Annotated in this window: 23 protein-coding genes; 1 reads left to right on the top strand and 22 read right to left on the bottom strand. The window is 38.4% G+C overall.

Going from position 1 to position 25,526, the window contains the following annotated elements:
• Positions 1-19 precede the first annotated feature (19 nt).
• The 20 genes from M3182_RS20195 to M3182_RS20100 all read right to left on the bottom strand — a co-directional run bounded on the left by M3182_RS20195 (position 20) and on the right by M3182_RS20100 (position 20,925).
• On the bottom strand, positions 20-790 hold the full coding sequence (locus tag M3182_RS20195; RefSeq protein WP_251426671.1) for a sporulation protein: 771 nt from the start codon (positions 788-790) through the stop codon (positions 20-22).
• Between the two features lie 502 nt (positions 791-1,292).
• Complete coding sequence (locus M3182_RS20190) at positions 1,293-1,466, bottom strand: YozD family protein (RefSeq protein WP_251426670.1); 174 nt, start codon at positions 1,464-1,466, stop codon at positions 1,293-1,295.
• Between the two features lie 321 nt (positions 1,467-1,787).
• Complete coding sequence (locus M3182_RS20185; RefSeq protein ID WP_251426668.1) at positions 1,788-2,486, bottom strand: germination protein YodN; 699 nt, start codon at positions 2,484-2,486, stop codon at positions 1,788-1,790.
• 179 nt (positions 2,487-2,665) lie between these two features.
• Entirely contained in the window at positions 2,666-2,887 is a 222-nt protein-coding gene (locus M3182_RS20180; protein ID WP_251426666.1) for a YozE family protein, read from the bottom strand.
• Between the two features lie 79 nt (positions 2,888-2,966).
• Complete coding sequence (locus M3182_RS20175) at positions 2,967-3,746, bottom strand: enoyl-CoA hydratase/isomerase family protein (RefSeq protein WP_251427625.1); 780 nt, start codon at positions 3,744-3,746, stop codon at positions 2,967-2,969.
• Between the two features lie 58 nt (positions 3,747-3,804).
• A complete protein-coding gene (locus M3182_RS20170; protein ID WP_251426663.1) occupies positions 3,805-5,001 on the bottom strand; it encodes a thiolase family protein in 1,197 nt (398 codons plus the stop codon).
• A 26-nt stretch (positions 5,002-5,027) separates the two neighbouring features.
• Positions 5,028-6,182 (bottom strand): acyl-CoA dehydrogenase family protein, encoded by a 1,155-nt coding sequence (locus M3182_RS20165; RefSeq protein ID WP_251559795.1) that lies wholly within the window; start codon positions 6,180-6,182, stop codon positions 5,028-5,030.
• Positions 6,182-7,042 (bottom strand): 3-hydroxyacyl-CoA dehydrogenase family protein, encoded by an 861-nt coding sequence (locus M3182_RS20160; protein ID WP_251426658.1) that lies wholly within the window; start codon positions 7,040-7,042, stop codon positions 6,182-6,184. The genes M3182_RS20165 and M3182_RS20160 overlap by 1 nt, the downstream gene beginning before the upstream one ends.
• A 56-nt stretch (positions 7,043-7,098) precedes the next feature.
• Complete coding sequence (locus M3182_RS20155) at positions 7,099-8,076, bottom strand: electron transfer flavoprotein subunit alpha/FixB family protein (RefSeq protein WP_251426656.1); 978 nt, start codon at positions 8,074-8,076, stop codon at positions 7,099-7,101.
• Between the two features lie 14 nt (positions 8,077-8,090).
• On the bottom strand, positions 8,091-8,864 hold the full coding sequence (locus tag M3182_RS20150; RefSeq protein WP_251426654.1) for an electron transfer flavoprotein subunit beta/FixA family protein: 774 nt from the start codon (positions 8,862-8,864) through the stop codon (positions 8,091-8,093).
• A gap of 11 nt (positions 8,865-8,875) precedes the next feature.
• Positions 8,876-9,757, bottom strand: coding sequence for a 3-hydroxyacyl-CoA dehydrogenase family protein (locus M3182_RS20145; RefSeq protein WP_251426652.1), 882 nt, complete (start codon positions 9,755-9,757; stop codon positions 8,876-8,878).
• Positions 9,747-11,369: a long-chain-fatty-acid--CoA ligase gene (locus tag M3182_RS20140; RefSeq protein ID WP_251559793.1), complete on the bottom strand. Its 1,623-nt coding sequence runs from the start codon at positions 11,367-11,369 to the stop codon at positions 9,747-9,749. Before M3182_RS20140 ends, M3182_RS20145 begins: the two co-directional genes overlap by 11 nt.
• 17 nt (positions 11,370-11,386) lie before the next feature.
• Positions 11,387-12,403: a TAXI family TRAP transporter solute-binding subunit gene (locus M3182_RS20135; protein WP_251559791.1), complete on the bottom strand. Its 1,017-nt coding sequence runs from the start codon at positions 12,401-12,403 to the stop codon at positions 11,387-11,389.
• Positions 12,404-12,421: 18 nt separating this feature from the next.
• Positions 12,422-14,380 (bottom strand): TRAP transporter permease, encoded by a 1,959-nt coding sequence (locus M3182_RS20130; protein ID WP_251559790.1) that lies wholly within the window; start codon positions 14,378-14,380, stop codon positions 12,422-12,424.
• Between the two features lie 108 nt (positions 14,381-14,488).
• Positions 14,489-15,637: an acyl-CoA dehydrogenase family protein gene (locus tag M3182_RS20125; RefSeq protein WP_251559788.1), complete on the bottom strand. Its 1,149-nt coding sequence runs from the start codon at positions 15,635-15,637 to the stop codon at positions 14,489-14,491.
• Between the two features lie 450 nt (positions 15,638-16,087).
• Positions 16,088-17,770 (bottom strand): sigma-54 interaction domain-containing protein, encoded by a 1,683-nt coding sequence (locus M3182_RS20120; RefSeq protein WP_251559786.1) that lies wholly within the window; start codon positions 17,768-17,770, stop codon positions 16,088-16,090.
• A 284-nt stretch (positions 17,771-18,054) separates the two neighbouring features.
• The gene (locus M3182_RS20115) at positions 18,055-18,372 is read right to left on the bottom strand and encodes a DUF3870 domain-containing protein (RefSeq protein WP_251426623.1); all 318 of its coding nucleotides are present in this window, start codon (positions 18,370-18,372) and stop codon (positions 18,055-18,057) included.
• A gap of 72 nt (positions 18,373-18,444) precedes the next feature.
• Complete coding sequence (locus M3182_RS20110; RefSeq protein ID WP_349775467.1) at positions 18,445-19,659, bottom strand: acyl-CoA dehydrogenase family protein; 1,215 nt, start codon at positions 19,657-19,659, stop codon at positions 18,445-18,447.
• Between the two features lie 497 nt (positions 19,660-20,156).
• Entirely contained in the window at positions 20,157-20,534 is a 378-nt protein-coding gene (locus M3182_RS20105; RefSeq protein WP_251426620.1) for a DUF488 domain-containing protein, read from the bottom strand.
• Positions 20,535-20,613: 79 nt separating this feature from the next.
• Positions 20,614-20,925, bottom strand: a complete 312-nt coding sequence (locus M3182_RS20100) for a YbjQ family protein (protein ID WP_251426618.1) — start codon at positions 20,923-20,925, stop codon at positions 20,614-20,616.
• Between the two features lie 412 nt (positions 20,926-21,337).
• Between M3182_RS20100 and M3182_RS20095 the strand changes: the two genes are divergently transcribed.
• Positions 21,338-21,733 carry a hypothetical protein gene (locus M3182_RS20095; protein ID WP_251426616.1) on the top strand — a complete coding sequence of 132 codons (396 nt, stop codon included), beginning with the start codon at positions 21,338-21,340 and terminating at the stop codon, positions 21,731-21,733.
• 94 nt (positions 21,734-21,827) lie between these two features.
• Here the strand turns inward: M3182_RS20095 and M3182_RS20090 are convergent, their stop codons facing one another.
• Positions 21,828-23,171 (bottom strand): aspartate aminotransferase family protein, encoded by a 1,344-nt coding sequence (locus tag M3182_RS20090; RefSeq protein ID WP_285868937.1) that lies wholly within the window; start codon positions 23,169-23,171, stop codon positions 21,828-21,830.
• Positions 23,172-23,340: 169 nt separating this feature from the next.
• Positions 23,341-24,819 (bottom strand): NCS1 family transporter, encoded by a 1,479-nt coding sequence (locus M3182_RS20085; RefSeq protein WP_251559784.1) that lies wholly within the window; start codon positions 24,817-24,819, stop codon positions 23,341-23,343.
• Positions 24,820-25,526: the final 707 nt, after the last annotated feature.

The following is a 25,526-nucleotide window of genomic DNA, read 5'->3' as shown; positions in this document are numbered from 1 at the left end:
CTTCATCGTTTTCTGTCCATTAACTATAACGTTCAATTGTAGAATGTAGTTTTTGTGTTAAAATCGGAAGGTCATTTTCGGTTACAATTAAACGGAGATTACTCTCATCTCTTTCCAAGGCCTCTGCCAAAAAACCACCAAGACCTCTAGCCTTACGATCGACTTGCATAAAAATTTCTAAAGTATCCTGGGAAACTTGAAAAAACACGAGCTCCAATTCATCTAATCGCCCACGAAATGGACCATTGACCGGGACATATTCAAATTCTTGTATGAAAGGCATACGCTTTCGTAACCGATATGATGCCTGTTCGCAATCAGCTTCTCGAAGTCTAAATCCTAGATTTTCAATTACATTTAGTACTTCCCCAATCATCCGATTTGGGATGATTTTTAAATAATCTTTATCTTTTGGATCAACAGCATTTTTAATATCTAATGAGGTAGTAACCCAAACCTTCGTTCTACCAATGGAAATCGGAACATCTAATGGCAAAATGAACGAGAATGGAATTTTTTTCGTTTCTCCTTGACCAATTGTAAATGACTCCGTTATTCGAAAACGGTCAATCACGACTGGAATATTTTGTTTACGATCGTTCACTTCTTTCAAGTAGGTCGTATGCAAACTTAAAAAGATTTCATCGATTTTTTGTTCCGTATTTCCCCCTTGAATATTTACAACCCCTCTAAGTTCTTCACCCACCGCTACAGTAGCGTTTTCAAGTTTTGTATCAACCTTAGCTGATCCAATTCCAATACTCGCAAGTGCTTTATTAAACAATGACATAATGTATACTCCCCCTTACTTTCCCTATTTACTTTTATAAATATACTTCGAATCTACATCCAGTTATTTAACCTTGACTTCTTTTCCAACAACCTTGTAACAACAACGAGAAGGTAAATATTTCTTCCCAACTTTTTTCTCTTAATTACTCTTATTTTTCAAAGTTTGAAGATGATTTCAAACAACTCACTTCCTATATATAAGTTTCGAGTTCTTCTTTCTTTTTACCTTCAGAAAAGAGTAGTTGTTGTATTCTTTTTTCCTTCCTTATCATCCATCACAATATAGGGAATACACATAGCTACTAAAAAAGCACCAATAATCTATTTACGATTTTGACTGATCAAAGTTCCATTTTTCTATAAATTTGTTTAAATAAAGACATGGCCTTGAGATTTTTGCGTAAACAGACTTTAAATACACTTGAAAATTTCGATAAAACTCAAGCATACAACTGGCCAAATTATATAGAAGAAAAAGCGGACCCTACAGGCCCGCTTCTTTAATCATTTTCAACTTCTTCATCAATAATGCACTTATCTAGTAAGTACTCGAAGGTAATATCGGCAATTTCCTCTAATTCTCCTTCGTTGGGAACGTATCCCCTTTTAACTAACTCATGAAAGAAAAATTCCGCAATTTCTTCCGTATCAATAAAAACTTCAATTTCCTTCACTAGAATCGCCCCCCTTTGTACTGAATGTATGAGGGCTTTTATCAATTCATTCCTACTAACGTTGTAAGCATTTTAAAAAGATAAAAATCCTTTTATTATGTCTATTCCAGTCTGGACAAGCATAGAATTTATCATCAAATAATATAGGGGTGTTGAGATGGACAAGTTCAAGTTAGTTGTTCAAACGATGACTGAAGATCTAAATTCAGAGGATAGTTTATTGATAGGAGCGCTAGGAAAGGGTACAGATTGGCTTTTTAAGATAATACTATTATTCGGAGTACCTTTCATTATTTACGTTTTACTTGAAACTATCACAATTTAAACATGACTTTTGCCATCATTGTTGACAATAACAGATAGCTTTCTTAAGACCACCTTCATCACCTTTGCATACTCTTCATCTCCGAACCATTCATGTAGGATTCGATAATCATTATAAAGATCAAGCATGCTGTCAATTAAACTTTGTTTCATGCTTTTTTTTCGCAACTCCTCTTTTTCCGATTTTCTTCTAGAAGAAGTTTGTTTCTTTTCATCTTGACCAGATAATATTTTCTTATCTGTATTCAACAGCAAACCAAACTTCTTAATGAACAGATCGGCACTTTCGGCGTCGGCGATAAGCGTTAATTCTTCTTCCCCTGCTTCGAGCCATTCCCCGTCTTTTAGACGAGAAAGCTCATAGATGACATCCTCCCAAGAATCCTCCTTGTAACGCCATATTTCGGTACGAAACCCTACGATTTTAAATAAATCAGAACCATATCCTTTAACTTGGACAAGGTCACCGAAAAAAAACTTATATTCTATATCAATATGCTCTTTTTCAAGGAGCTTTCCCTCATATTCATCTAACGGCATCAGGCTGGATTCAAGATATAGGCCTTGCCCTTTATTGATTTCATACACATATAATCCATCAAGCCATTTAATATTTGTTACTTTCCCAACTGTCCCATAAATTGTGATCACGACTGTATCACCGATTTTATATTTCGGTTCCTTCCTATTTGCCATTTCCTCCATCCCCTCAATGATCCGTCGTGAATTTTATTACCACATTATATGCCGGAATAAGGGAAATCGACACGCTCATAAACAGAATTAGTGCCCATTCCCACTTATATTAATTGAAGTGAGAAGGAGGTTTTCCGTTTTCTTCACTTTTACGAAAAAATGAAGGGAGAGAATAACCTCTACCCTTCATAGTGTAAGTATAATTCCCATGCTTCATCAAAAATGGACATACTATCCAAATAATGAGCATTGAACTCAAGGTAAGTGCTAATTTCATCATAATCCTCAGAGTTCTTTGGAAAGCTATGATCTTCATAAGCATCATTTGCAAACCGACTAATATCATCTTTTGGTTTGGGATGTCGGTATTTCATTAGAAAATGGTAAAAACTCTTGTACATCTTATCCGCCTACCAATCGTTAAAGCTATATTTTTTAACTATAAACGATTGCCTCATCATTGTACAAGAGGTTGCCACGTTATTTCGAAGCAAATTCAGCTTTTCGTTTTTCTAGAAACGCAGCAGTGCCCTCATTTTTATCTTCAGTTGAAAACAAGACAGCCTGTGCTAACTTTTCAATAATTTGCCCGGTTTTTTGATCTGTTTCATAGCCAGCATGTACAGCCAGCTTAGCTAATTTTACTGCTAGCGGTCCCTTAGCTAGAATTTTCTCGGCAATTTCTACTGTTTTAGCTTCAAGTTCTTCCTGAGAAACAACTTCTGAAACTAGGCCAATTCGATGAGCTTGTTCCCCATCAAGGATTCTCCCAGTCAAAATCATATCTAGTGCAACTCCCTTACCCACTACACGCGCTAAACGTTGGGTACCTCCTGCCCCAGGTATAATTGATAAATTTAATTCTGGAAGACCAAACTTTGCATTAGTAGAGGCAATCCGTATGTCACATGCAAGAGCTAATTCACAGCCCCCACCTAGAGCAAAACCATTTACCATCGCAATCGTTGGTTTTTCGAACATCTCAATTTTATCGTAAACTTCTTGCATTCCGTTTGGCTTGAACACATCTAATGCGGTTTTCTCTTTCAATTGAGCAATATCTGCACCCGCTGCGAACGATTTTTCTCCTTTCCCAGTAAAAACAACACAACCTACAGAATTATCTCGATTTAACAAGTCCAGTGCGTTAACAATTTCTTGCAAAGTTTCTGTATTTAGAGCATTCCTAAGCTGCGGTCGATTAATAACAACATAAGCAAGTTTCCCATTTTGGGTTACTTCTATATTCTCAAAGTTCAATTCCACACATCCCCTCTCCTAGATAAATAGCTAACAATTTTTCAGACCTTAAAGATGCTTACTCCGAAATATTTTCAATCATTATTGCCATCCCTTGGCCACCACCAACACATAGAGTAGCGACTCCATACTTTTGCTTTCGACGAATTAATTCATATAGTAAAGTCGTAACAATCCTCGCACCAGTAGCTCCTACAGGATGTCCTAGAGCAATGGCACCGCCATTTACATTGACTTTTTCTTGATTCAGTCCAAGTTCTCGAATGACTGCTAATGCCTGGGATGCAAATGCTTCATTTAACTCGAATAGGTCAATTTGGTCTAAGCTCTTCCCTGTTCTCTCAAGTAGTTTCTTAACTGCTGGGACAGGACCAATCCCCATGATTTCAGGTGAAACGCCAACAGCAGCCCAATCGACTATTCTTGCTAGAGGTTTTAAGCCCTTCGCCTTCGCGTTTTCCTCTGTCATAAGGACAACAGCAGATGCTCCATCATTACGTCCACACGCATTTCCAGCGGTTACTGTCCCGTCTTTCCGGAAAGCTGGTTTTAATTTTGCTAATTTCTCGAACGTTGTATCTGGGCGAGGATGTTCATCTGTATCAACCACAACAGATCCTTTTCTGTTCTTTACTTCAAATGGAACAATCTCTTCTTTAAATTTTCCTTCTTGGATCGCTACACTTGCTCTACGTTGACTTTCGATCGCGAACTGATCTTGATCTTCACGAGAAATCTGATACTTTTCAGCCACGTTTTCAGCAGTGATTCCCATACCAAGATTCTCGCCGTATATTTCTTTCGGCTGTTGTCCTGCTTCTGTGTTTGAATCTACTAAATGAGCACGATCCCCTCCAAAGCGGGACCCGCGTAAATAAACCGGAGAACAGCTCATACTCTCTGTTCCGCCAGCAACGACGACTTCTGCTTGACCTGATTGGACTTGTTGAACACCAGATGCAATCGCTTGCATTCCGGAAGCACATAAACGATTGATTGTGAAAGCTGGTGTACTCTCAGGGATCCCCGCTCTTAATGCCGCAACTCTAGCAACGTTTGAAGATTCCGTACTTTGTCGAACTTCTCCCATAATTACCTCGTCTACCAGGTCTGTTGAAAGATTCGCCCGATTCACGGCTTCCTTAATAACATGACTAGCTAAAAAACCAGAATTTATTTCCTTAAAAGCACCGCCGTAGCGTCCAATTGGTGTACGTACAGCACTAACAATGACAATGTTTTCTTTTTCTCCCATTCCAACTGCTCCTCTCTTCTACCTTATTAATCTATTGCGTATTCTTTTTTTAATTGCCCAGCAATAATATTCTTCTGAATTTCGGAAGTTCCTTCATAGATTCTTGTGATTCGAGCATCGCGGAAGAAACGCTCAATTGGATAATCAGCAATATAGCCGATTCCGCCGTGAACCTGAACCGCCTTATCTGCTACACGGTTATAAACCTCGGAACCGTACAATTTCAACATCGCAGCTTCTTTGATTACCTTCATTCCTTGGTCAACCATCCAAGCAACACGGTACGTAAATGAACGGAGTGCTTCAATATCCATAGCCATCTCAGCAAGCATATGCCCCACCGCTTGATGGTCAATGATCGGTACACCAAACTGGATTCTTTCATTCGCATAGGTAGCAGACATATCAAGAAGTTTTTGACAAGAGCCTAAGTTCCTGGCAGCCAACCCTGCACGACCATTTGCCAAAATTTTAAGAGCATTTACATACCCTTGCCCTTCTACTCCTAAGACATTTTCAGCTGGTACTTCACAATCTTCCATAATTACTTCTGCAGAATGAGAGCCTCTCAACCCCATTTTTCTTTCAACAGCCCCAACATGGAATCCAGGAAAATCTTTTTCCACGATAAAGGAAGTGATTCCTTTAGAACCTTTAGAAGAGTCTGTTACCGCCATAACAGTAAACACATCCGCCTCGGTTGCATTGGTTATATAATGCTTTGTCCCATTTAAAATATATTTATCGCCTTTTCGTACAGCGGTTGTTTTCAAGTTCGTAGCATTCGATCCTGCAGCAGGTTCTGTTAACGCAAATGCTCCAATTTTTTCCCCTGCGGCCATTTCAGGAAGATATTTCCGCTTTTGTTCTTCGTTCCCCATTTCGACAATTCCAACAGTTCCAATTCCTGTATGGGCACCAATTAATGTCGTATATCCATTATGTGTTGCGCCTATTTCTTCATATAAAGCACATTTTCCAACCATTCCAATTCCAAGTCCACCATATTCTTCAGGGATACTTAAACCGAATAAACCCATTTCTTTAGACATATCAATGATTTTTTGAGGAATTCGATTCTCTTCTTCAATCTGCATCGCAACAGCTTCTACTTCTGTTTGAACAAAATCACGGACATTCTTTTTCAAAAATTCTATCTCTTCATCTAAGCGAAAATCCATTATGCTTCCCCCTGTTCAGTGTAGTTATAAAATCCTCGCCCACTTTTTTTGCCTAGTCTCCCTGCTTTTACATATTTTACAAGGATTGGACATGGTCGGTATTTCTCTCCTAATGTTTTATGGAGATATTCCATATTTCGAAGTCTTGTATCGAGCCCTACTAAATCGGCTAGTTCTAATGGCCCCATTGGATGGTTCAATCCAAGTTTAATTGCTTTATCAATGTCTTCAACACTTCCGACACCTTCCATGACCATATTCATCGCTTCGTTTCCAATTAAACAATTCATCCGACTAACCGCAAAACCTGGATATTCATTGATTTTTACACACTCTTTACCTAGTGACTTTCCAAACTCAAAACATTGATCAATCGTTTCTTCCGACGTTTCCAATCCACAAATCACTTCAATTAGTTTCATCTTTGGTACAGGGTTGAAGAAATGGAGGGCGATGCAACGGTCTGGTCTGCTCGTTTGTGCCGCAATTTCTGTCGGACTCATCGTAGATGTATTTGTAGCTAAAATCGCATGAGGAGGTGCAAACTGATCCAATTGCTTAAATACTTCTATTTTCAAATCCATTAGCTCCAATACGGCCTCAATCACTAGATCAGTTCCGTTAGCAGCTTCCTCTATACTAGTAGTATATTGAATTCTATCTTTTGCAGCTTTAGCTTCTTCTTGAGATAATTGGCCTTTTTCAACAGCTCGATGCAATTGTTTATCAATATAGGTTCGGCAGGTTTCTAACGAGTTTTGAGATATATCCTGCACAACAGTTGAAAATCCTGCTATTGCACACGAATACACAATTCCTCGGCCCATTGTTCCGGAACCAATTACACTTATTTTTTCCATACTAGTCCCCTTCTTTTAACCGGAATTAAGTCCCCGTACAACGGGGACTCTTCACTTTATGCCTCAACTAGTAAACTTTTAAATTCTTCAACTAACATTGGGACCACTTCGAATAAATCACCGACAATACCATAGTCTGCCACATTGAAAATATTCGCTTCTGGATCTTTATTAATCGCTACGATGACCTTCGAGTTAGACATCCCGGCAAGATGCTGAATCGCACCAGAAATTCCACAAGCAATATACAAATCTGGTGTTACAACCTTCCCTGTTTGACCAATCTGCAACGAGTAATCACAATATTCTGCATCGCAAGCTCCACGAGAAGCACCCACTGCTCCTCCTAACAAATCAGCAAGCTCCTGCAATGGTTTGAAGCCGTCTTCACTTTTAACTCCACGTCCACCAGCAACGATTATTTTTGCTTCGGATAAATCTACCCCTTGAGTAGCCTTTTTGGCCACTTCCCGTACAATTGTACGTAAATCCTTAATTTCAACGGTAAGCTCGGAAACATCCCCAGTACGAGCATCATCTTTCCCTAGTGGCTGAATATTATTTGGACGAATCGTTGCAAAAATCACTCCATCTGTTACAATCTTTTTCTCAAATGCTTTACCAGAATATATCGGGCGTGTGAAAACAACATTCCCACCCTCTACTTCAACTTTTACTGCATCTGAAATCAAACCAGATCCTAATTTACTCGCAATTTTTGGGGACAAGTCTTTTCCAAGTGCGGTATGTCCAGCAATAATAGCATCCGGCTGTTCCTGTTCAATCACTGCCAAAAACGCCTGAGCAAAGCCATCTGAGGTATATTCAGCCAATTTCTCATTCTCTACTACAACTGCACGGTCAGCACCAGAAGCAATTAGTTCTTCTGCCAACCCTTTAACTTCTGCCCCCAACAGAACAGCAACCACTTCACCATCTTCAGCAATGGTTCTTGCTGCCGCAACTCCTTCAAATGATACATTTCTTAATGCTCCGTCACGAACTTCACCTAAAACCGTTACTTTTTTTCCCATTTTATGCACTCCCCTTAAATTACTTTTGCTTCTTTATGCAGCAAGCTCACCAATTCTTGTACCTGCTCATTTAACTCTCCTTCAAGCACACGACCTGCTTCTTTGCTAGGTGGTAAAAAGATTTCAACGACTTTCGTTTTTGCTTCCACATCATCTTCGTCTAAATCTAAATCGTCTATTTCTAATTCCTCAAGCGGCTTTTTCTTCGCTTTCATAATTCCAGGAAGCGATGGGTAACGTGGTTCATTTAAGCCCTGCTGAGCTGTAACTAATACAGGCAATTGAGTCTCGATGGTTTCTGAATCTCCTTCAACATCACGAACCACCGTTACCGTTTCACCTGAAATCTCTAAATTCGTAATCGTGGTCACATAAGGAATATCCAACAAATCGGCAACGCGTGGACCAACTTGCCCGCTACCATTATCTATCGCTACATTTCCAGCAAGAATAATATCCGCTTCCTTATCTTTTAAATACTCCGCTAAAATTTTGGCCGTTGTGAATTGATCACTCACTTCAACATCCTCTTCCGTGTTAATGAGGACAGCCTTATCAGCACCCATTGCTAATGCTGTTCTAAGCTGTTTTTCAGCTTCTTCATTTCCTACGGTTACTACAGTTACTTCCCCACCGTGTTGATCACGGATTTGAATTGCTTCTTCAACAGCATATTCATCATAAGGATTGATAATAAACTCAGCGCCCTCTTCATTAATCGCACCGTTTGCTATTGCAATTTTCTCCTCTGTATCAAACGTTCTTTTTAATAAAACAAAAATATTCATCAATTTCCCTCCTAAACTTTTGCAGGTGTATTTTCATACGTATAAAAACCTTTTCCTGTCTTCCTTCCTAATTCTCCTTTTTCAACCTTCTCTTTAACAATTTTGGATGGTTTATCACGTTCATCACCTGACTCTTGGTATCGTTGCATCCGTACGAGATAATTCACATCAAGTCCTGTTAAATCCATTAATGCAAATGGACCAATTGGGTGATTTAATGCTTTTTTACATACAATGTCAATATCCTCGTGGCTTGCAATGCCATTTTCGAGCAAGTAAACAGCTTCATCCATTAACTTTCCAAGAATTCGATTTGCCACAAAACCAGAAATCTCCTTATTTAATAGAACAGGATATTTATTAATAGATTTAACAAACTCCATTGCTGTTTCAGCTGTTTCAGTCGAGGTATGTGGACCTCGAACGACTTCTACCAACTCCATAACAAGAGCTGGATTAAAGAAATGGACATTGCAAACCTGCTCAGGACGATTCGTAGCATCCGCAAGTTTTGAGCTGACAATTGTAGAACTGTTTGTTGCTAGAATTGCATGCTTCGGTGTAATTTGATCAAGCTTAGCGAATAAATCTCGTTTTATATCTAATTTCTCTACAATTGCTTCAACAACAAAGTCGACCTCTTTTAAATCCTCTAGAGAAGTGGTGAACTGAATTAAGTTAAAGGCCTCGCTAACTTTTTCAGAGGTTAGTCGCCCTTTTTTCACCCGCTTCATCATTTGTTCCTCTAGGATTCCTTTTCCGTTTTCTAAGCTGTCAGCGCTTACGTCTTGAAGAACAACTGAATATCCGGCCAATGCACATACCATGGAAATTTGTGCTCCCATCGTACCTGCTCCAATAACGGCTACTTTATTAATATTTTCAGTCGGCATTATTCCCCGCTCCTTTCTCTAATTCTTCTTTGACAAGAAGTCGTTTCAATAATTTTCCGACAGTGTTACGCGGAAGCTTATCTCTAATTTCAATTTGCTTTGGTACTTTATATGGAGTCAGTTTTGAATAGCAATATCCTTTTAGCTCTTCAAGGTCAATTTCCATTCCTGTTTTCGGAACGACAAATGCTTTAACTATTTCTCCATGCTCTTCATGAGGTATTCCCACAACTGCAGCTTCTTGAATTTCAGGATATTCATATAAAACACCTTCAATTTCCTGTGGGTAAATATTAAAACCACCAACAATAATCATTTCTTTTTTTCGACCAACAATATAGAAATAGCCCTCTTCATCCATTGTTGCAAGGTCTCCTGTATGCAACCATCCATCCTGAAGTGTTGCTGCACTTTCCTCGGGATTACCCCAGTAGCCTTTCATAATTTGAGGCCCCTTGATTAGTAACTCACCAACAGACTTGGCTCCTAATTCATTTCCACTATCATCAATAATCTTGCAATCCGTTTTCGGAAAAGGAATACCAATACTCCCTACTTTCCTAATCCCGAAAGGTGGATTTCGATGAGTCGATGGGGAAGCTTCAGATAATCCAAATCCTTCACCAATTGTTGCACCTGTTAACCTCTCAAACTTTCTAATCACCTCAACAGGTAGTGGAGCAGAACCTGAAGAACATGTTTTTAGACAATCTAAACGATGTTTTTCTATTTCTGGATGGTTTACAAATGCGATATACATTTTTGGAACTCCAGGAAAGAAAGTAGGACGATACTTATCAACCTTCTCAAGTACATCATTTACTTCAAATTTGCGAAATAACAAAAGCTCTGCGCCAATGTAGATTCCAAGGTTCATAGCACTCGTCATTGCATAGACATGGTACAGTGGTGTCGCTGTTAAAATCGTTTCCTCACCCTTGACCATATTATCACCGTACATAGAATAACTTTGAACCACATTCGCTAGAAGGTTATAATGTGTAAGCATCGCGCCTTTCATTTTCCCTGTTGTCCCACCAGTGTATTGAATAACTGCAATATCATCGTGTACATTGATCGCTTCAGGAGACTCAAGCGGTGTTGAGAAAGGAATCAGTTCATCCAAACTTTTAAATTCACAGTCTCCAATCGGTTCCGTTTGAGATCCAAAAAGGTATCTAAACGGATACAAATGATTCACTTCTTGAATGGTCTTTTTAGATACGGTATCACCAACGATTGAAGAAATCTTTGAATCATTAACAATTTGTAATAATTCACGTGGTGTATACATTGGATTGATTTGAACAACCGTCACTCCTAGAGCTTGGGCTGCATAATAAGAAATGATATAGTCAGGATGGTTGGCGAGCATTAAACCTATGCGCTCGCCTTTTTTTAATCCCATCTCTTTCCAAGCCCCTGCCAAGAGATCCACTTGTTCTTTCAATTGCCGGTAAGAAACCTTTTCATCCTCGAAAATAATCGCGATTTTATCCGCATATTTTTTTGAGGTTTGATCGAACATCGAGTACAGGGACATTTCTGGTAACTGAATATCCGCATTTTGTTTGTAAAATTTATACCAAGGTCGGTTTTTTAGATTTTGCAATCCTCATTCCCCCACTCTTATTTAAGAACACCTTGTTCTTCATAGTATTTCTTTGCTCCTGGGTGAAGAGTTTCTGGGTCAATTCCGTCTAAAACAGTATCTAAAGTAAAATACTTTGCCCTCTCAGGAATTTGCGCTTCAAACGAATCCATGTTTTCCCAGAAAACTTTAGTTAAATTGTAAACATATTCTTCATCCAAATCTTTTTGAGCGGTTAACATTGCTACCATTGTATAGGTTGGAACATCCTCATCTTGCCCCTTGTAAGTCCCAGCAGGAAGGTTATCATAGGCGATTCCAAATCCCTTTTCATTAATGCTTTCTAGTTTGTCTTGATCAATCGGAATGATTTTCAATTCATTTGTCATTTCGATTTCCTGTAAGGCAGCAATTGCTGGACCACCGCCACCTAGGAAAACATCAACATTTCCATCCGCCATCATCGAAGCTCCATCATTATAGCTACCATAAGAGATTTTCCCACCGGCAGCTTTAATTGTTTTTTCATCAATTCCATATTCATCCATCATTTTCCAAAATGCGACTGGACCACCGCCATCTTTTGGGCCTAAGAAAATATGTTTATCAACAATATCCTCAATTTTATTGATATCATCCTTTTTCTTTAGAGTTGCAATCGTTTGATAAACCGGATACAAAGATGCAATACCAGTAACCGTTTTTAATGGTTTATCAAAGCTTCCTTCACCAACAATTGCATCTGCAAAATCTGATGTATAGTTAAGTCCTATTTCAACATCCCCAACATCGAGCGATTTAAGGTTAGCGGTTGAACCTCCTTCTAGTTGTGATGCATTCAATCCACCAAATTCATCCATGTACACCTCTGACATGACAGTTGTGATTGGAAACCACCCAGACCCCATTGGACCTGAACCTATACGCAGGAATTTACTTGGTGCTGTCAACTTCCCTTCTTCGCCAGAGGCTTCATTGTTCCCTCCACCACATGCTGCTAGAATCAACGAAGTACAGATGATTAACAATAAAATTAGTTTTCCTTTTCTTTTCAATAAAATCGCTCCTCACGTCTATGCATTTACTGATTTTGTTGAACTTTGGTCAACGGACCGTTTTTGCCAGAAATAAATCAGAACAAATAAAAGAATACCAGCAAGGTCTGTTGCTAGACCTGGGATGATTAAGGTTACTGCAGCAGCAAACATTAGTAATCTTTGGATTAAATTCATCTCGCTTATAAAGTAGTTTTCCATTGCCGCCGAAAACAAAAAGCAACTAAACAGCGCGCTTACTACCGCTAACGTAATTTCGAATACGTTCCCATTTTGCAATAACAATTCTGGGTTATAGACGAATATAAACGGAATTAAGAATCCTCCTGCACCAATTCGAATTGCATATAGTGCAGTCGCGTTTGGATTTGATCCTGCAATTCCAGCTGTCGTGTAGGCAGTAATCGCTACAGGTGGTGTTAATCCAGATAGTACTCCAAAATAGAACACAAACATGTGAGCCGCAATTAAATTAACCCCTGCGTCGGTTAAAGCTGGTACACCCAAAACAGAAAGAATGACATAAGCAGAAACAGTTGGCATTCCCATCCCGAGAATAATTGATGCCACTGCAATCAAGAGCAATAATGGAAGCAATTGCCCGCCTGCTAAGTCGATAACAAATCTTGAAAAGTTTAGGCCCAATCCTGTTAACGAAACTGCCCCGACAATAATCCCTGCAGTGGCACATGCCGCAATAACTGCTAGAGCTCCTCGAATACCAGTTTCTAATGCTGCAAGAATATCTAAGAAGCCCATTCTCGTCGACTTGCGAATCCAACTAATCACAATCGTTAATAGAATCGCGTAAAAACCAGCCTTCATCGGACTATAACCATAGACCATTAGACCAATAATAATGAGGATTGGGAGGAACAGATACCCTTCTCTTATTAGAATCTTTTTTGGATCAGGTAGTTGCTCTTTCGGAATCCCAGCAAGTTTAAGTCGTTTTGCATGGAAATATACGATAAATCCAGCAATGAGAAAGTAGATAACAGCAGGGATTAACGCGTATAATGCGAGTTTGATATAAGGAATCCCTGTAGCCTCTGCCATGATAAACACTGAAGCTCCCATTATTGGTGGCATGATTTGTCCACCTTGTGAAGCGACCGCTTCTACCGCAGCAGAAAACTTTTTCGAATATCCAAGCTTCTTCATCAATGGAATTGTGAAGGAACCTGTAATTGCCGCGTTGGCTGCACCATTCCCTGTAATCGTTGAAACTAAGGCACTAGCACCTACCGATGAAAGTGCAGGACCACCTGTCTTATTTCCAAGTGCGCCAAAAGCAAAATTGGTGAAAAACTGACCTCCACCGGATTTCATCAGGAACGATCCAAATACGACAAACAATACCAGAATGGTAGAACTGACATAGATTGGCGAACCAAAGAGTCCCAATGTGCTATTAAACATCTGGTCGATCATTTTTCCGTACCTCGCTCCTGGATGAGCAAGTATTCCTGGAAAGTACTGTCCAAAGAAAATATAGACAAGGAAGAACAATCCTATTAACATCATAAAAAATCCGTTTGTTCTTCTTGTTGCTTCTAAAACGAGAGCAAGAAGGAGTGTTCCGAAAATCATATCATTTGAAGATACATTCCCTTGCCTACTTTGAATACCTTCTGCACCGAACATAATGTAAGTTCCAACTACTAGGGTAATGACAACAAAAATGATATCAATTACACCAAATTTCCCTTTCTTTTTAAACGGAAACAATAGAAAGATGAGAAGTAGTGCCCAGACTACGTGAATACTTCTCTGCTCCCAAGAAGGCAATGTCCCAAAACCTGCAGTATATATATGGAAAACTGACATCCCAATTGCAAGAACCGAAATAATCAACATTAATATTCTTGATTTATTCCAGCCTTCTTTTCGAGAACGCCACAATTCCTCAATATAAGCCGGTTTTTCCTTAACTGATGTATCTATTTTTTTTTCAGGCTTAAGTGTTTGATCCATCTTTTCGCCTCCTTTTCATATTCGACTTGGCCATTTCTTCGTTTCAACTTTGCATCTAACAGCCAACGTCGTATAGTTTAGTAATTTTATTACTGGCAAACATACTGATTAATTCTCTTCTAAAATTCTTCTTGCAATGATTAATCGTTGGATTTCATTCGTACCTTCATAGATTTTTGTGATCCTTGCATCACGATAGAAACGTTCTACTGGATAATCGGAAACATATCCCATGCCACCATGGATTTGAACAGCCTTGTCTGCAACCCGGTTAAATACGTCGGAAGCAAATAATTTTGCCATTGAGGCTTCTTTTATAACTGTTTTTCCTTCATCCACCATATAAGCAGCCTTTAATGTTAACGTTCTCGCCGCTTCCGTCTCAGTTGCCATGTCGGCTAACATCCATTGAATTGCTTGGTTATCTGCTATCGGACGACCAAATTGAATCCGTTCCTTCGAGTAAGAGGCTGATAATTCAATTAATTTGTCACAAGAGCCAACCGCTCTTGCAGCCAAGCCAATACGTCCTTCTCCAAGAATTTTTAACGCTGACATATAACCCATACCTACTTCACCAATTACGTTTTCCTCAGGTACTTCACAATCTTCAAAAATCAATTGAGCTGTATAAGATCCTCGCAAGCCCATTTTCTTATCTTGTTTTCCAATCGTGAAACCAGGAAAGCCTTTTTCTACGAGGAATGCTGTAATACCACCTTTTGCACCCTTTTCTTTATCATTCATAGCAAACACAGTAAAGACATCTGCAACGGGAGCGTTGGTAATAAAATGCTTTGTTCCATTCAAAATCCACTTATCGCCAACTTTTTCTGCGCGAGTCGACAAATTGGTTGCATCTGAACCTGCACCTGGTTCAGAAAGAGCAAATGCAGCAATTTTTCTCCCTGCCGCCATATCAGGTAAATATTTTTGCTTTAAATAATCTGATGCCAATTTGACAAGTCCCGTACTTCCTATTCCTGTGTGAGCACTAATTAAGCTCACAAACCCATTATGCGTACGTCCAAGTTGCTCAAGCACAACCGCTTTTCCAACGGTATTTAATCCAATCCCGCCATATTCTTCAGGTATACTTAACCCAAATAAACCTAACTCTTTCGCTTGTTCAATCAAATGTTGTGGAATTTTGTCTTCATCTTCAATTTGCTGTGCATATGGATCTACTTCTCGATCAACAAAATTTTTCACCATTTGTTTCATTTGCTCAATTTCTTGCGGTAAAGTTGCTAACATATGTATTGCCTCCTTTTTTCTAATACTTTATATGATGCAAGAAGTATGCCAACTTACAAAACCCTATTAGGATAGGGTTTTCATTATTTTCTAGTAGAGAATTAATTCAAAATTGAATTAATAAATCGCATAAAGTGACAAATTCCCACTTAACAATAGGATTCAATACTGAATCAATCGATTCAAAATTGAATTAAATCAGCTCTTTTCTCAAACTTTATTGCTTTTCGAGATGAAATAATGAGAAATCACTTTATTTTCACTGGAAAAGACTTTTTAGATTAGGAGAAAAACGCAAGCAAACAAAGTACGAACACACAAAATGCCTGATTCTGCGTTAAATCGGCTTTAAGATTTTAACAACAATCGTTACGAAAACAGCCATTAAATAAAATGAAAATGAAAAAACCACTCTTTCTTTAGTCGAAAAAGTGGTTAACTTATAATAAATCAAGCATCCTTTAGTTTTAAATTGTATTTTTTTAATTTCCTGACGATGGTTGGTTGGCTTGAATCTAGTGCCTCGGCTATTTGATATGTATTCGAATACTTAGTAACTGCTAACTGAAGAACTCGTTCTTCGGCCATTTCAGCCGCTTCTTTCAATGTCATCAGTCCATTAACTTGAAATGCTGCCTCCTTTGATTCCCGATACTCGGTAGGTAAATGTGCAACCATTAAGAGGTCTTCCTCCGTAACTAGGACCATTCGTTCAATTAAATTAGCCAACTCCCGAACATTTCCTGGCCAATTATATTGATAAAAGAAGTCATTAAGGGCAGATGAAACTTTCTTCTGTTTTTGGTATTTGGTGTTCATCACGTCAAAATAATAATTTACCAATGGAAGGATATCATCTTTCCGCTCAGATAGAGGTGGGATTGAGATGGGAACAACATTTAACCGATAGTAGAGATCTTCCCGAAATGTGCCTTTTGAAACCATTTCTTTCAGATTCCGATTTGTCGCTGCAATTAATCGCACATCTAAACGAATGGGTTTCATTCCCCCTATTCGTTGGACTTCTCTCTCCTGAATCACTCTCAATAATTTCACTTGTAGATGTAGCGGAAGCTCTCCCACTTCATCTAAAAATAAAACACCCTCATTCGCCAACTCAAACATACCTGGTTTCCCTTTTGAATTCGCCCCTGTAAACGCTCCTCCCACATAACCGAATAATTCTGATTCCAATAAATCCGGAGGAATCGCGCCACAATTTATTTTAATAAAATCCCCCTTCCGACTTCTTTCACTATTTTCATAAATAAAACGTGCAAGGACTTCTTTCCCGGTACCAGTCTCTCCAAGAATCAAAACCGTTGCGTCCACATTTGCAACTCTAGCTGCTGTATCATAGATCGTTTTCATTGAATCGCTACGTATAATCACACCTTTTGGTCGAGCGCCCTTACCTTTCAGACGTTCAATTTCTTTTTTATACGTATTGTTCAACTCATTTGCCTTATGTAGTGCACTCTGAAGCTCATTTAACTCCGACAAATCACGAATATTTGTTACAACTCCCTCAATATCCCCTTCCTCATTTAAAACAGGGTTCCCCGTTAACAATGTTTCACGACCTAGATAGTTTTCTTGTACGAGTGAGACCACTCTTCTTTTCTCAAGAACACGGTGTGTAACCGAATTTTGAAGGATTCCCCTTTTCATTAAATCATTCACATTTTTGCCTAGGTAATACTCTTTCGGTATCCCGGTAATTCTTTCAATCGCAGAATTTGTTTTAACAGTAACGCCATTTCGATCAGTAATGTAAATTCCATCATATGAATTCTCAATTATGGCATCAAGTTCACGATTTACCCGTCTAGCTTGCTCTAGTTCCTCTACAAGAGAGGTCAACTCCGAGGAAAATGTACCAACAAAAACAAAATCCTCTGAATGAGGGAGCTTTTCTTTCATAAATATACAATTTGTCCCTTGGCAACTAGCGTAAATAATTTTCCCTCCACGCAACTCTTGCCAGTTCGAGAACACTTCATGTATATGTTTGCTGTTAAGTTCTTTAATCGGCAAATTTTGAACAAGATACTCATTACTATAGTGAATCGTTCCATTTGATGAGGTTATAAACATTGAAAATGGAAGATTATCGGTCAAAACCGCCGCCATACTTTCACCCCTTGGAAAATCTGTGATCTTTGGGCCATGAAACTACTTAATTCCTTTGCTTCACTAAGGTAAGACAAATTCTAATTATGTAATTACGTTGTGCACTCTTTATAAGGCTCTTCTCGCAAACTTTGCTGTTTTTCAGAATAAAAGTAGACTTTTATATAGTCGTATAGCTAATAAATGAGCTACCTGTTTCTTACCTATATAGAAAGCTAGGTAAAAGATACCACCCTACAAAAAGTGGTTAGCAACCTAGCTTCCTCGAATAACAGGATAGACCGTTAACTTTTCAATTTGATCTGTTGAAATTGATAATGTAAGTCCGATAATGCAGCAATGATTGCATTTGTAGCTTTTCCGTAATAGTTTTTCTTTACGATTTCGATTAATTCCTCAACTCCATGAAGAATACTGGATCCTCGCAATAATCTACCAATATAATCACGACCATGTTCAGTTGCAAGTGTGCAGGACGCTTCGAGAATGACCCCGTACTTTTTTTCTAACTCTACCGTTATCGTGAGTGTTTCATATACGTTTTTGGCCGCCATACCTGCTGGAAGTCGAGAATGACCAGCAATAAACATCGTTTCTACCATCTATTTTCACCTCAGCCAATTATTTCGTGAATGAATCGGTAGACTCCTGCACATAAATTTGCAACTGAAGAATTAGTTCTTTATAGTCTCTTTTTGTTCAAATGGCCATGCAGGAAGAGGATTGCTAAGTTGCTTGTCTTCGCGATACCCAAGTAAATATTCAGCTTGCATAACTGTATGAATCTCTCTTGTACCTTCATATATAACTGGGGCTTTCGAATTACGTAAGAATCGTTCAACTGGGTACTCATTTGAAAAACCATAAGCACCATGTATTTGGACGGCATCATTCGCCGCTTCATTTGCAAAATCACAAGCTTGCCATTTTGCTAGAGATGTTTCTCGGGTATTACGCTTTCCTTCATTTTTAAGGCAGCCTGCACGGAATACAAGTAATCTCGACATTTGATATCCAGCTTCCATTTTTGCTAACATTTGCTGAACTAATTGATGTTTTCCAATTTCTTTTCCGAAAGTTTTCCTTTCATGACAATACTTTAAGCTTTCTTCAATGCAGGCACGAATTTGTCCGACAGCTCCAGCTGCAACCGTAAACCGCCCGTTATCAAGTGCCGACATCGCGATTTTGAAGCCTTCTCCTTCTTTCCCTAGCAGATTTTCTTTTGGCACACGTACATTGTCAAAAAATAGTTCACCAGTGTTTCCGGCACGAATTCCAAGTTTTCCTTTGATGGCTTTTGATGAGAAACCTGGCATGGTCCGCTCAACAATAAAGGCTGAAATTCCGTGATGTTTTTGGCTCTTGTCTGTGTAAGCAAAAACAAGAAAGTGGTCCGCTACATCACAAAGTGATATCCACGTCTTCTGACCGTTCAGTATGTAGTGGTCGCCATCAAGTACTGCCGAAGTCTGCATTGCAGCAACATCTGATCCAGCATTAGGTTCTGTTAATCCAAAAGCTCCTACTTTTTCACCTTTTGCTTGTGGCACGAGAAACTTTTGTTTTTGTTCCTCTGTTCCCCATTGGAGAAGAGTTAAACTGTTTAATCCAGTATGTACAGAAACAGCTGTTCTAAAGGCCGTATCGCCTCGCTCTAACTCTTCACAAACGATTGCGAGTGTATTATAATCCATCCCGCTACCACCATATTGTTCAGGAATACAAACACCCATTAAACCTAAGTCAGCAAGCCTTCTCAGTATGGACGATTCAAAATGCCCTTTCTCATCCCAATCCCTGATATACGGGTTAATTTCGTTATCGACAAATTCCTTTACCATTTTTTGAACAGCTACTTGCTCATCACTTAAATTGAAATTTAACACGCTAATTCCTCCTCTAGTAATCTTTTAAAAATAAAAGCCAGCTGCACAGAAAATGCAACCGGCTCTTGTCTGTGGTTGTTTACGTAGTTCAGACTAGACAGTCAAAAAAACCATACTATAAGTTTAAATAAGCTTCCAAGTGGGCCTTAGTAACAGATCTTAAGAGGGCTAACTCTTTAGATGTTTAGGCTTAATGAAAGTATACAATGTTCATTGCTTGAATGCAATAATATTTATTGAAAATTTAGAACATTATTTCAATAAATATTTTAAATACACCCTTGAAAATACTAAGTCTCTAGCCATCTAGATACCCATGAAATAATACGTGACCACACATTTTTTAGTTTTCTAGTAAACACCCAGGGTGCTGTTCATGGTGAGATTTAGACTAATAAAAAGGTTGCAAGCACTTTTCTTATAAGACTATTTTTTATAACATTGCTCAATTAAGTCGTATTATTTGTTCAAAAGCAACAGAGCTTAAGAAAAAAGCATTATTCATGATTAGTTGACTGCTGGAGAAGCAATTCATTTAGTAATACAACTGCATGATTATATTTGGAATTCTTGGCACCATACAACAGTGTAACTTTTTGAAAGTTGGATTTCTGAATAATCTCTTTCATTTTGTTTACCTTCACATGATCTTCATAAAGCTCGATTAGATATTGATTTTTAAACTCAATGAACCGTTCAGGTTTATGTCCAAACCACTTTCTTAAAGAGGGACTTGGAGCGATTTCTTTTGCCCATTCGTTTAGTTGTGCTTGCTCTTTGGAGATTCCCCTTGGCCACAATCGATCTATTAAAACTCGATACCCATCTTGCTCTTCAAATGGTTCATAGATTCTTTTAATTACAATCTCTGACACTGAACAACCTCCTTTCTCAAAACGAGAAATAAAAAAGAAGCAACCAATGTGCTTCTATTTTATTTCTTCAGGATTAATCTTATTCAATCACAACAGCTGTTCCATACCCAACCAACTCAGATGTCCCTTGACCAGCCGCTAATTCTAGTCTTAGACCGACAATCGCATTTGCTCCTAATGCTTCTGCCTCTTTAATAAGACGACTCTTTACCATTGTTTTTGAGTCCTCTAACATTTCTGTATAACTTTTAAGCTCCCCGCCAACAATCGATTTCAAACCTGATAGTATGTCTTTCCCGATATTTCGAGATTGGACGATACTGCTAGTTACCAAACCCTTTACCTCTTTGATTTTTTTATCACCAACAGTCTCCGTTGTTACCATGATCATTTTGATTTCCTCCTACGGAAAAATGATTTTCAATTTCTTCCTACCTACACTTACTTTATATATTTACTTATTTAACATTTCTAGGTCATTATAATCCCACAATTATCCTTTCACACTTTAAAGGATAAATATGTGGTATAATAGAAATAATTGTTTCATCGTGAACGTTGGCAACTAGAGAATCAGAATGACGATGACTTATCATCGCACCTATCGCCCCAACTTGGGTAATATCATTACTAGGCTAAACAATAAGGGAAACAAACTGGTGTTTGCAAATAAGTCCAGCTCAATCAAGCCTTTTCATGTGATATAAGTATAGTCTATCATCCACCTCTCATATTCCACAACTTCACAAACGCCAGTCGGCAAGATAACTGAATAAATTTTTTTATATGAAAGGATGTTTTTGATGGGGATTCGCGCTGAAAAAATTTACTGGTTGGAAAACCCTGAGTCTGGAGCTACGATGATTGCTACCGAATCGGAAGTAAAATATGAAAATACGATTAAAGATGTATTTGGAGTTGCCTTTATCGAAGATTTAGAAAAGATGATTAGCTATAATAAAAAGTTTAGAGAACAAATCTGTGCAGCACGCCATATCACGGAGAAAGAAATTTCTCTTGGCATGGTCTTCCGGCTTGCAACAAAAGACGATCTAATCCCTCTAAAAAAGGAATATTTAGCACAGGGTGAAGAATTAACAACAAATACTATTACGCCACCATTCAGTACTACGATTGAACTAGAAGAGGGATTGTTTAATTGGGATGTTAAAGAATGTTCTTACGTAAAGATGAACTAATTCTTTATACTCATTTCTCTTTTGTTGTAGATATTTAATAGTTAAATGAAGAAGCTCTAAAAAAAACTGGATGGAGCACCATCCAGTTTTCATTTTACAACTTGTTTATCTCGTTAGATAACGTGCTTACAATGAAATCAAGCTCCTCTTTTCCAATCGATAATGGTGGAGAAATTGTAATAACATTGTTGTGACCAGCAACCGTTGCTCCATTTTTTCCAATAATGAGTCCTTTTTCTTTGCAATTTGCAATCACTTTATTTAAATGAGTTACTTCGAGCGGTTCCTTTGTCTGCTTATTTTTTACAAGTTCAATTCCAACTAACAAACCTTTCCCCCGAATGTCGCCTACAAATTGGTGCTTTTCTATAGCTTCTGTTAACTTTTGTCTTAAATATTCCCCTGAAGATTTAGATCGTGAAAACAATTGCTCCTCTTCCATAATCTCGAGATTCTTCAATGCTAATGCACATGCAGCAGGATTGCCACCAAATGTATTAACATGGCGGAAATAATCATATTCCTCCGACCCTTTAAAAGCATCATAAATCTCTTTTTTTACGGCAGTTGCTGACAATGGTAAATACCCACTAGTAATACCCTTCGCCATTGTAATCACATCAGGCTTTACCCCATAATTCATAAAACCAAATGCCTCTCCAGTCCTCCCAAATCCACATATTACTTCATCAACTATTAATAAAGCTCCATGCCTTTCACATACCTTTTTTGCGCCAATCATATATTCTTCAGGAGGCATTATGACTCCGCCGCCTGTAATAATAGGTTCCATAATCACACCGGCAACTGTTTCACTTAATTCCCAAGTCATAACATTGTCCAAATGCTTAACGGACTCTAGTTCTTCTGCTTTGTCATTAGCTTTGTCCGAGGAACGGTACAAATCAGGTGGTGGAACATGAATAAACCCCGGTGCCAAAGGTTCGTAGCGGTATTTTCTCTGGGCTTGGCCGGTGGCGGCTAGTGCTCCATACGAATTACCGTGGTATCCACGATATCTCGAAATGAATTTATGTCGATTTACATCTCCATTTTGTTGATGATACTGCCTCACAATTTTAAAAGCTGTTTCATTTGCCTCGGACCCACTATTGGAGAAGAAAATCACATAATCGCCGCCGAGCCACTCATTAATCTTCTCTGCTAATTGGATTGCTGGCTTATGACTCTGAGTAAGCGGAAAATAAGCCATTTTCTTCAATTGTTCATAAGCGGCTTCAGCTAGCTCCGTTCTTCCATATCCAATGTTCACACACCAGAGACCGGCCATAGCATCTAGGTAACGCTTTCCTTTATGATCAGTTACCCAAGAACCTTTAGCTTCTTCCGCTATCATCGTGGCTGATGGACTATATGGTTTCATCGCATGCCATAAATAATCTTTATCCGTTGACAGCAGATCCTTTTCTTCCCTCAAACTACTCCCTCCTTCAATAATTCTCCCTATACAAAAACAAACAGTAATATGCGAAAAGGACTGTACCCGTTAATAATGGTCACCAGTCCCTTTCTACCATTCTTATTTTGCACATTTTAACGATAGAACCGTTTAAGCAGACATTTTCATTATATTGCATCAAGAATTTTTACAAATGCTCATTAACCGTTTCAGATGCTGATGTAACAATCACTTTTTCTTCGGTGGAGATCGTCCAATCACGACCAACTGTAATTCCTAAATACTTATCATCACTAGGATCTTCAATTTCTGCTTGAGAATATTTCTTAAACCACCAAAACTTTGCTAACACATAATATAGAACGGCGCCAACTACAAAGCCAACAATTGAGGAATAGGCCGGTAATAGGTTGGCAATAATCCCTCCAATAATCCAAGCAATCATTCCTGCCATATTAAAGCCGTTCAAATATCGATACTGCCCACTTGTTTCATATAATTCATGCACATTTACTCGTCGCTTTCTCAACAAGTAATAATCAGCAAATAAAATACCAACAACGGATGATAAAATCCCTCCAATTATTAGCAAGGCAGAGTTTAATACATCAAATAAGCTCCATGGCTGTGCAAGTGTCCCAATTATCCCCGCTACGACTACCCCAACCCAGAACGGAATTTTTGGGCCACCGACATTTGAAAAAATTGTAGCAGCTGGAACAACGTTTGCCGATGTATTCGTAGACCATTGAGCTAGAACAATCATTAACAATAAAATCCCTAGGATAAAGCCGCTTGCTGCTTCTTGTAAAGCAAACACAGGATCTGCATTTGATACAGCAATATAAGATACAGCACCAATCGTAACCATAAACGTATTAAAAATAGGCATTACAACTAAACTACCAATTAGCTGAGTCTTATTTCGTTTAAACCAATTACGTTCATTTTTGGGGGCTTTAAAAAATCTAGATAATGATGGCATGTCAGCGGCTAAAGTTGCCCAGAATCCCATATTGGCCATAACTACTACCATGAACGCGGTGAAAGCGGACAATCCGGTCACAGGGCTTTCCACCCAATTCCAGATATCTTTCCCTTGGTCGGCAGCATTCCCAGACAACGTTACATACATCCAGCAAGAAATGATAATGATAATTGGTGCAGCCAAATCAGCGAATCGTTCAATTGATTTAATCCCTAGTGAGGTATTAATTAATTGAGCGGCTGCAAAGAGCAGGAAACAGACAAACCAATTATCCCAACCGAATAATAAATTTAAGATTCCGTTGATCGCTGCAGAACCAAAATAGGTATTGATTCCAAACCAACAAGAAGCTGTCACCGCACGGACAACCGATGGAATATGGGTACCAATCGTACCAAACGGAGCCCTCATATAAACTGGAAAGGATAAACCATGTTCGACCCCAATATCACCAATGACAACCATAAATATACCAATAGCAACAGACCCAATAATGGTTGCTAGAATGACCATCCCTAGAGGAAGATTAATAATCCCTCCACCACCAATGGCAAATGCGGCTAGAACAATCGCCATACCAACCCAAATGACTGCGAAACCGAATGGACTAATATTACGCTTTCCATGAGTAATTGGGAATAAATCTGGTGATTTCAAATAATTACTATTTTTTTTCATCATAACCACCCTTTAAATATATTTTGAATATTGCATAAATAATAACCAGACATCGCCAGTAGGTTTTAATTTTAAAGCAGGCATGTTTGTAACGTTTGCTATTTAAATTAGGCTCTTTTCTCAAACTTTGTTGTCTAGAGCAAAAAATACTGCTGTATGAGCTAAGTTTTATATTAAAACCGCTTCACTTATGAGAAAAGAGCTTGAAAACTTAATTCAAACATAAGAAAAAGCTACAATTGCATTAAAATCGGCTGTAGGATTTTAACAACAATCTTTACGAAAACAGCTTTAAATTAGAAATAACTTTGCTAACACATTTCTCATAAGTATTGGATATATTCTAATGATGATAAGCCCATATCCTCTATCTCACCTTCAAGGTTTGTGAAAGAGCAAGTTGAAATAGGAGGAGTCATTTTCAAGCGTTTCTTCAATACGAACCATTTATTAATTCATAAAAAACATCCCTCCAATCCTGGATATGGACCATTCATTTGTTAAAGTAGTTACTAAAAAGCTAGTATAAACCATTCCAATATATTAATTTCTGCAATCAACTAGGTATCCCTTCCTAATAATTGAATATTCAGAAAATAAATATTTAGATAATCTGACATTCCTCTTTTTGATCCATACATAGGTTTTTACCTAAGTTCTTGCCTTTTTAATGCACTAAGAATATATCAACCAAATAAGGTTTGCCT

Source organism: Mesobacillus maritimus (assembly GCF_023715205.1).
Classification (GTDB): Bacteria; Bacillota; Bacilli; order Bacillales; family Cytobacillaceae; genus Mesobacillus_B; species Mesobacillus_B maritimus_C.
This window is presented reverse-complemented; position numbering and strand designations above follow the sequence as displayed.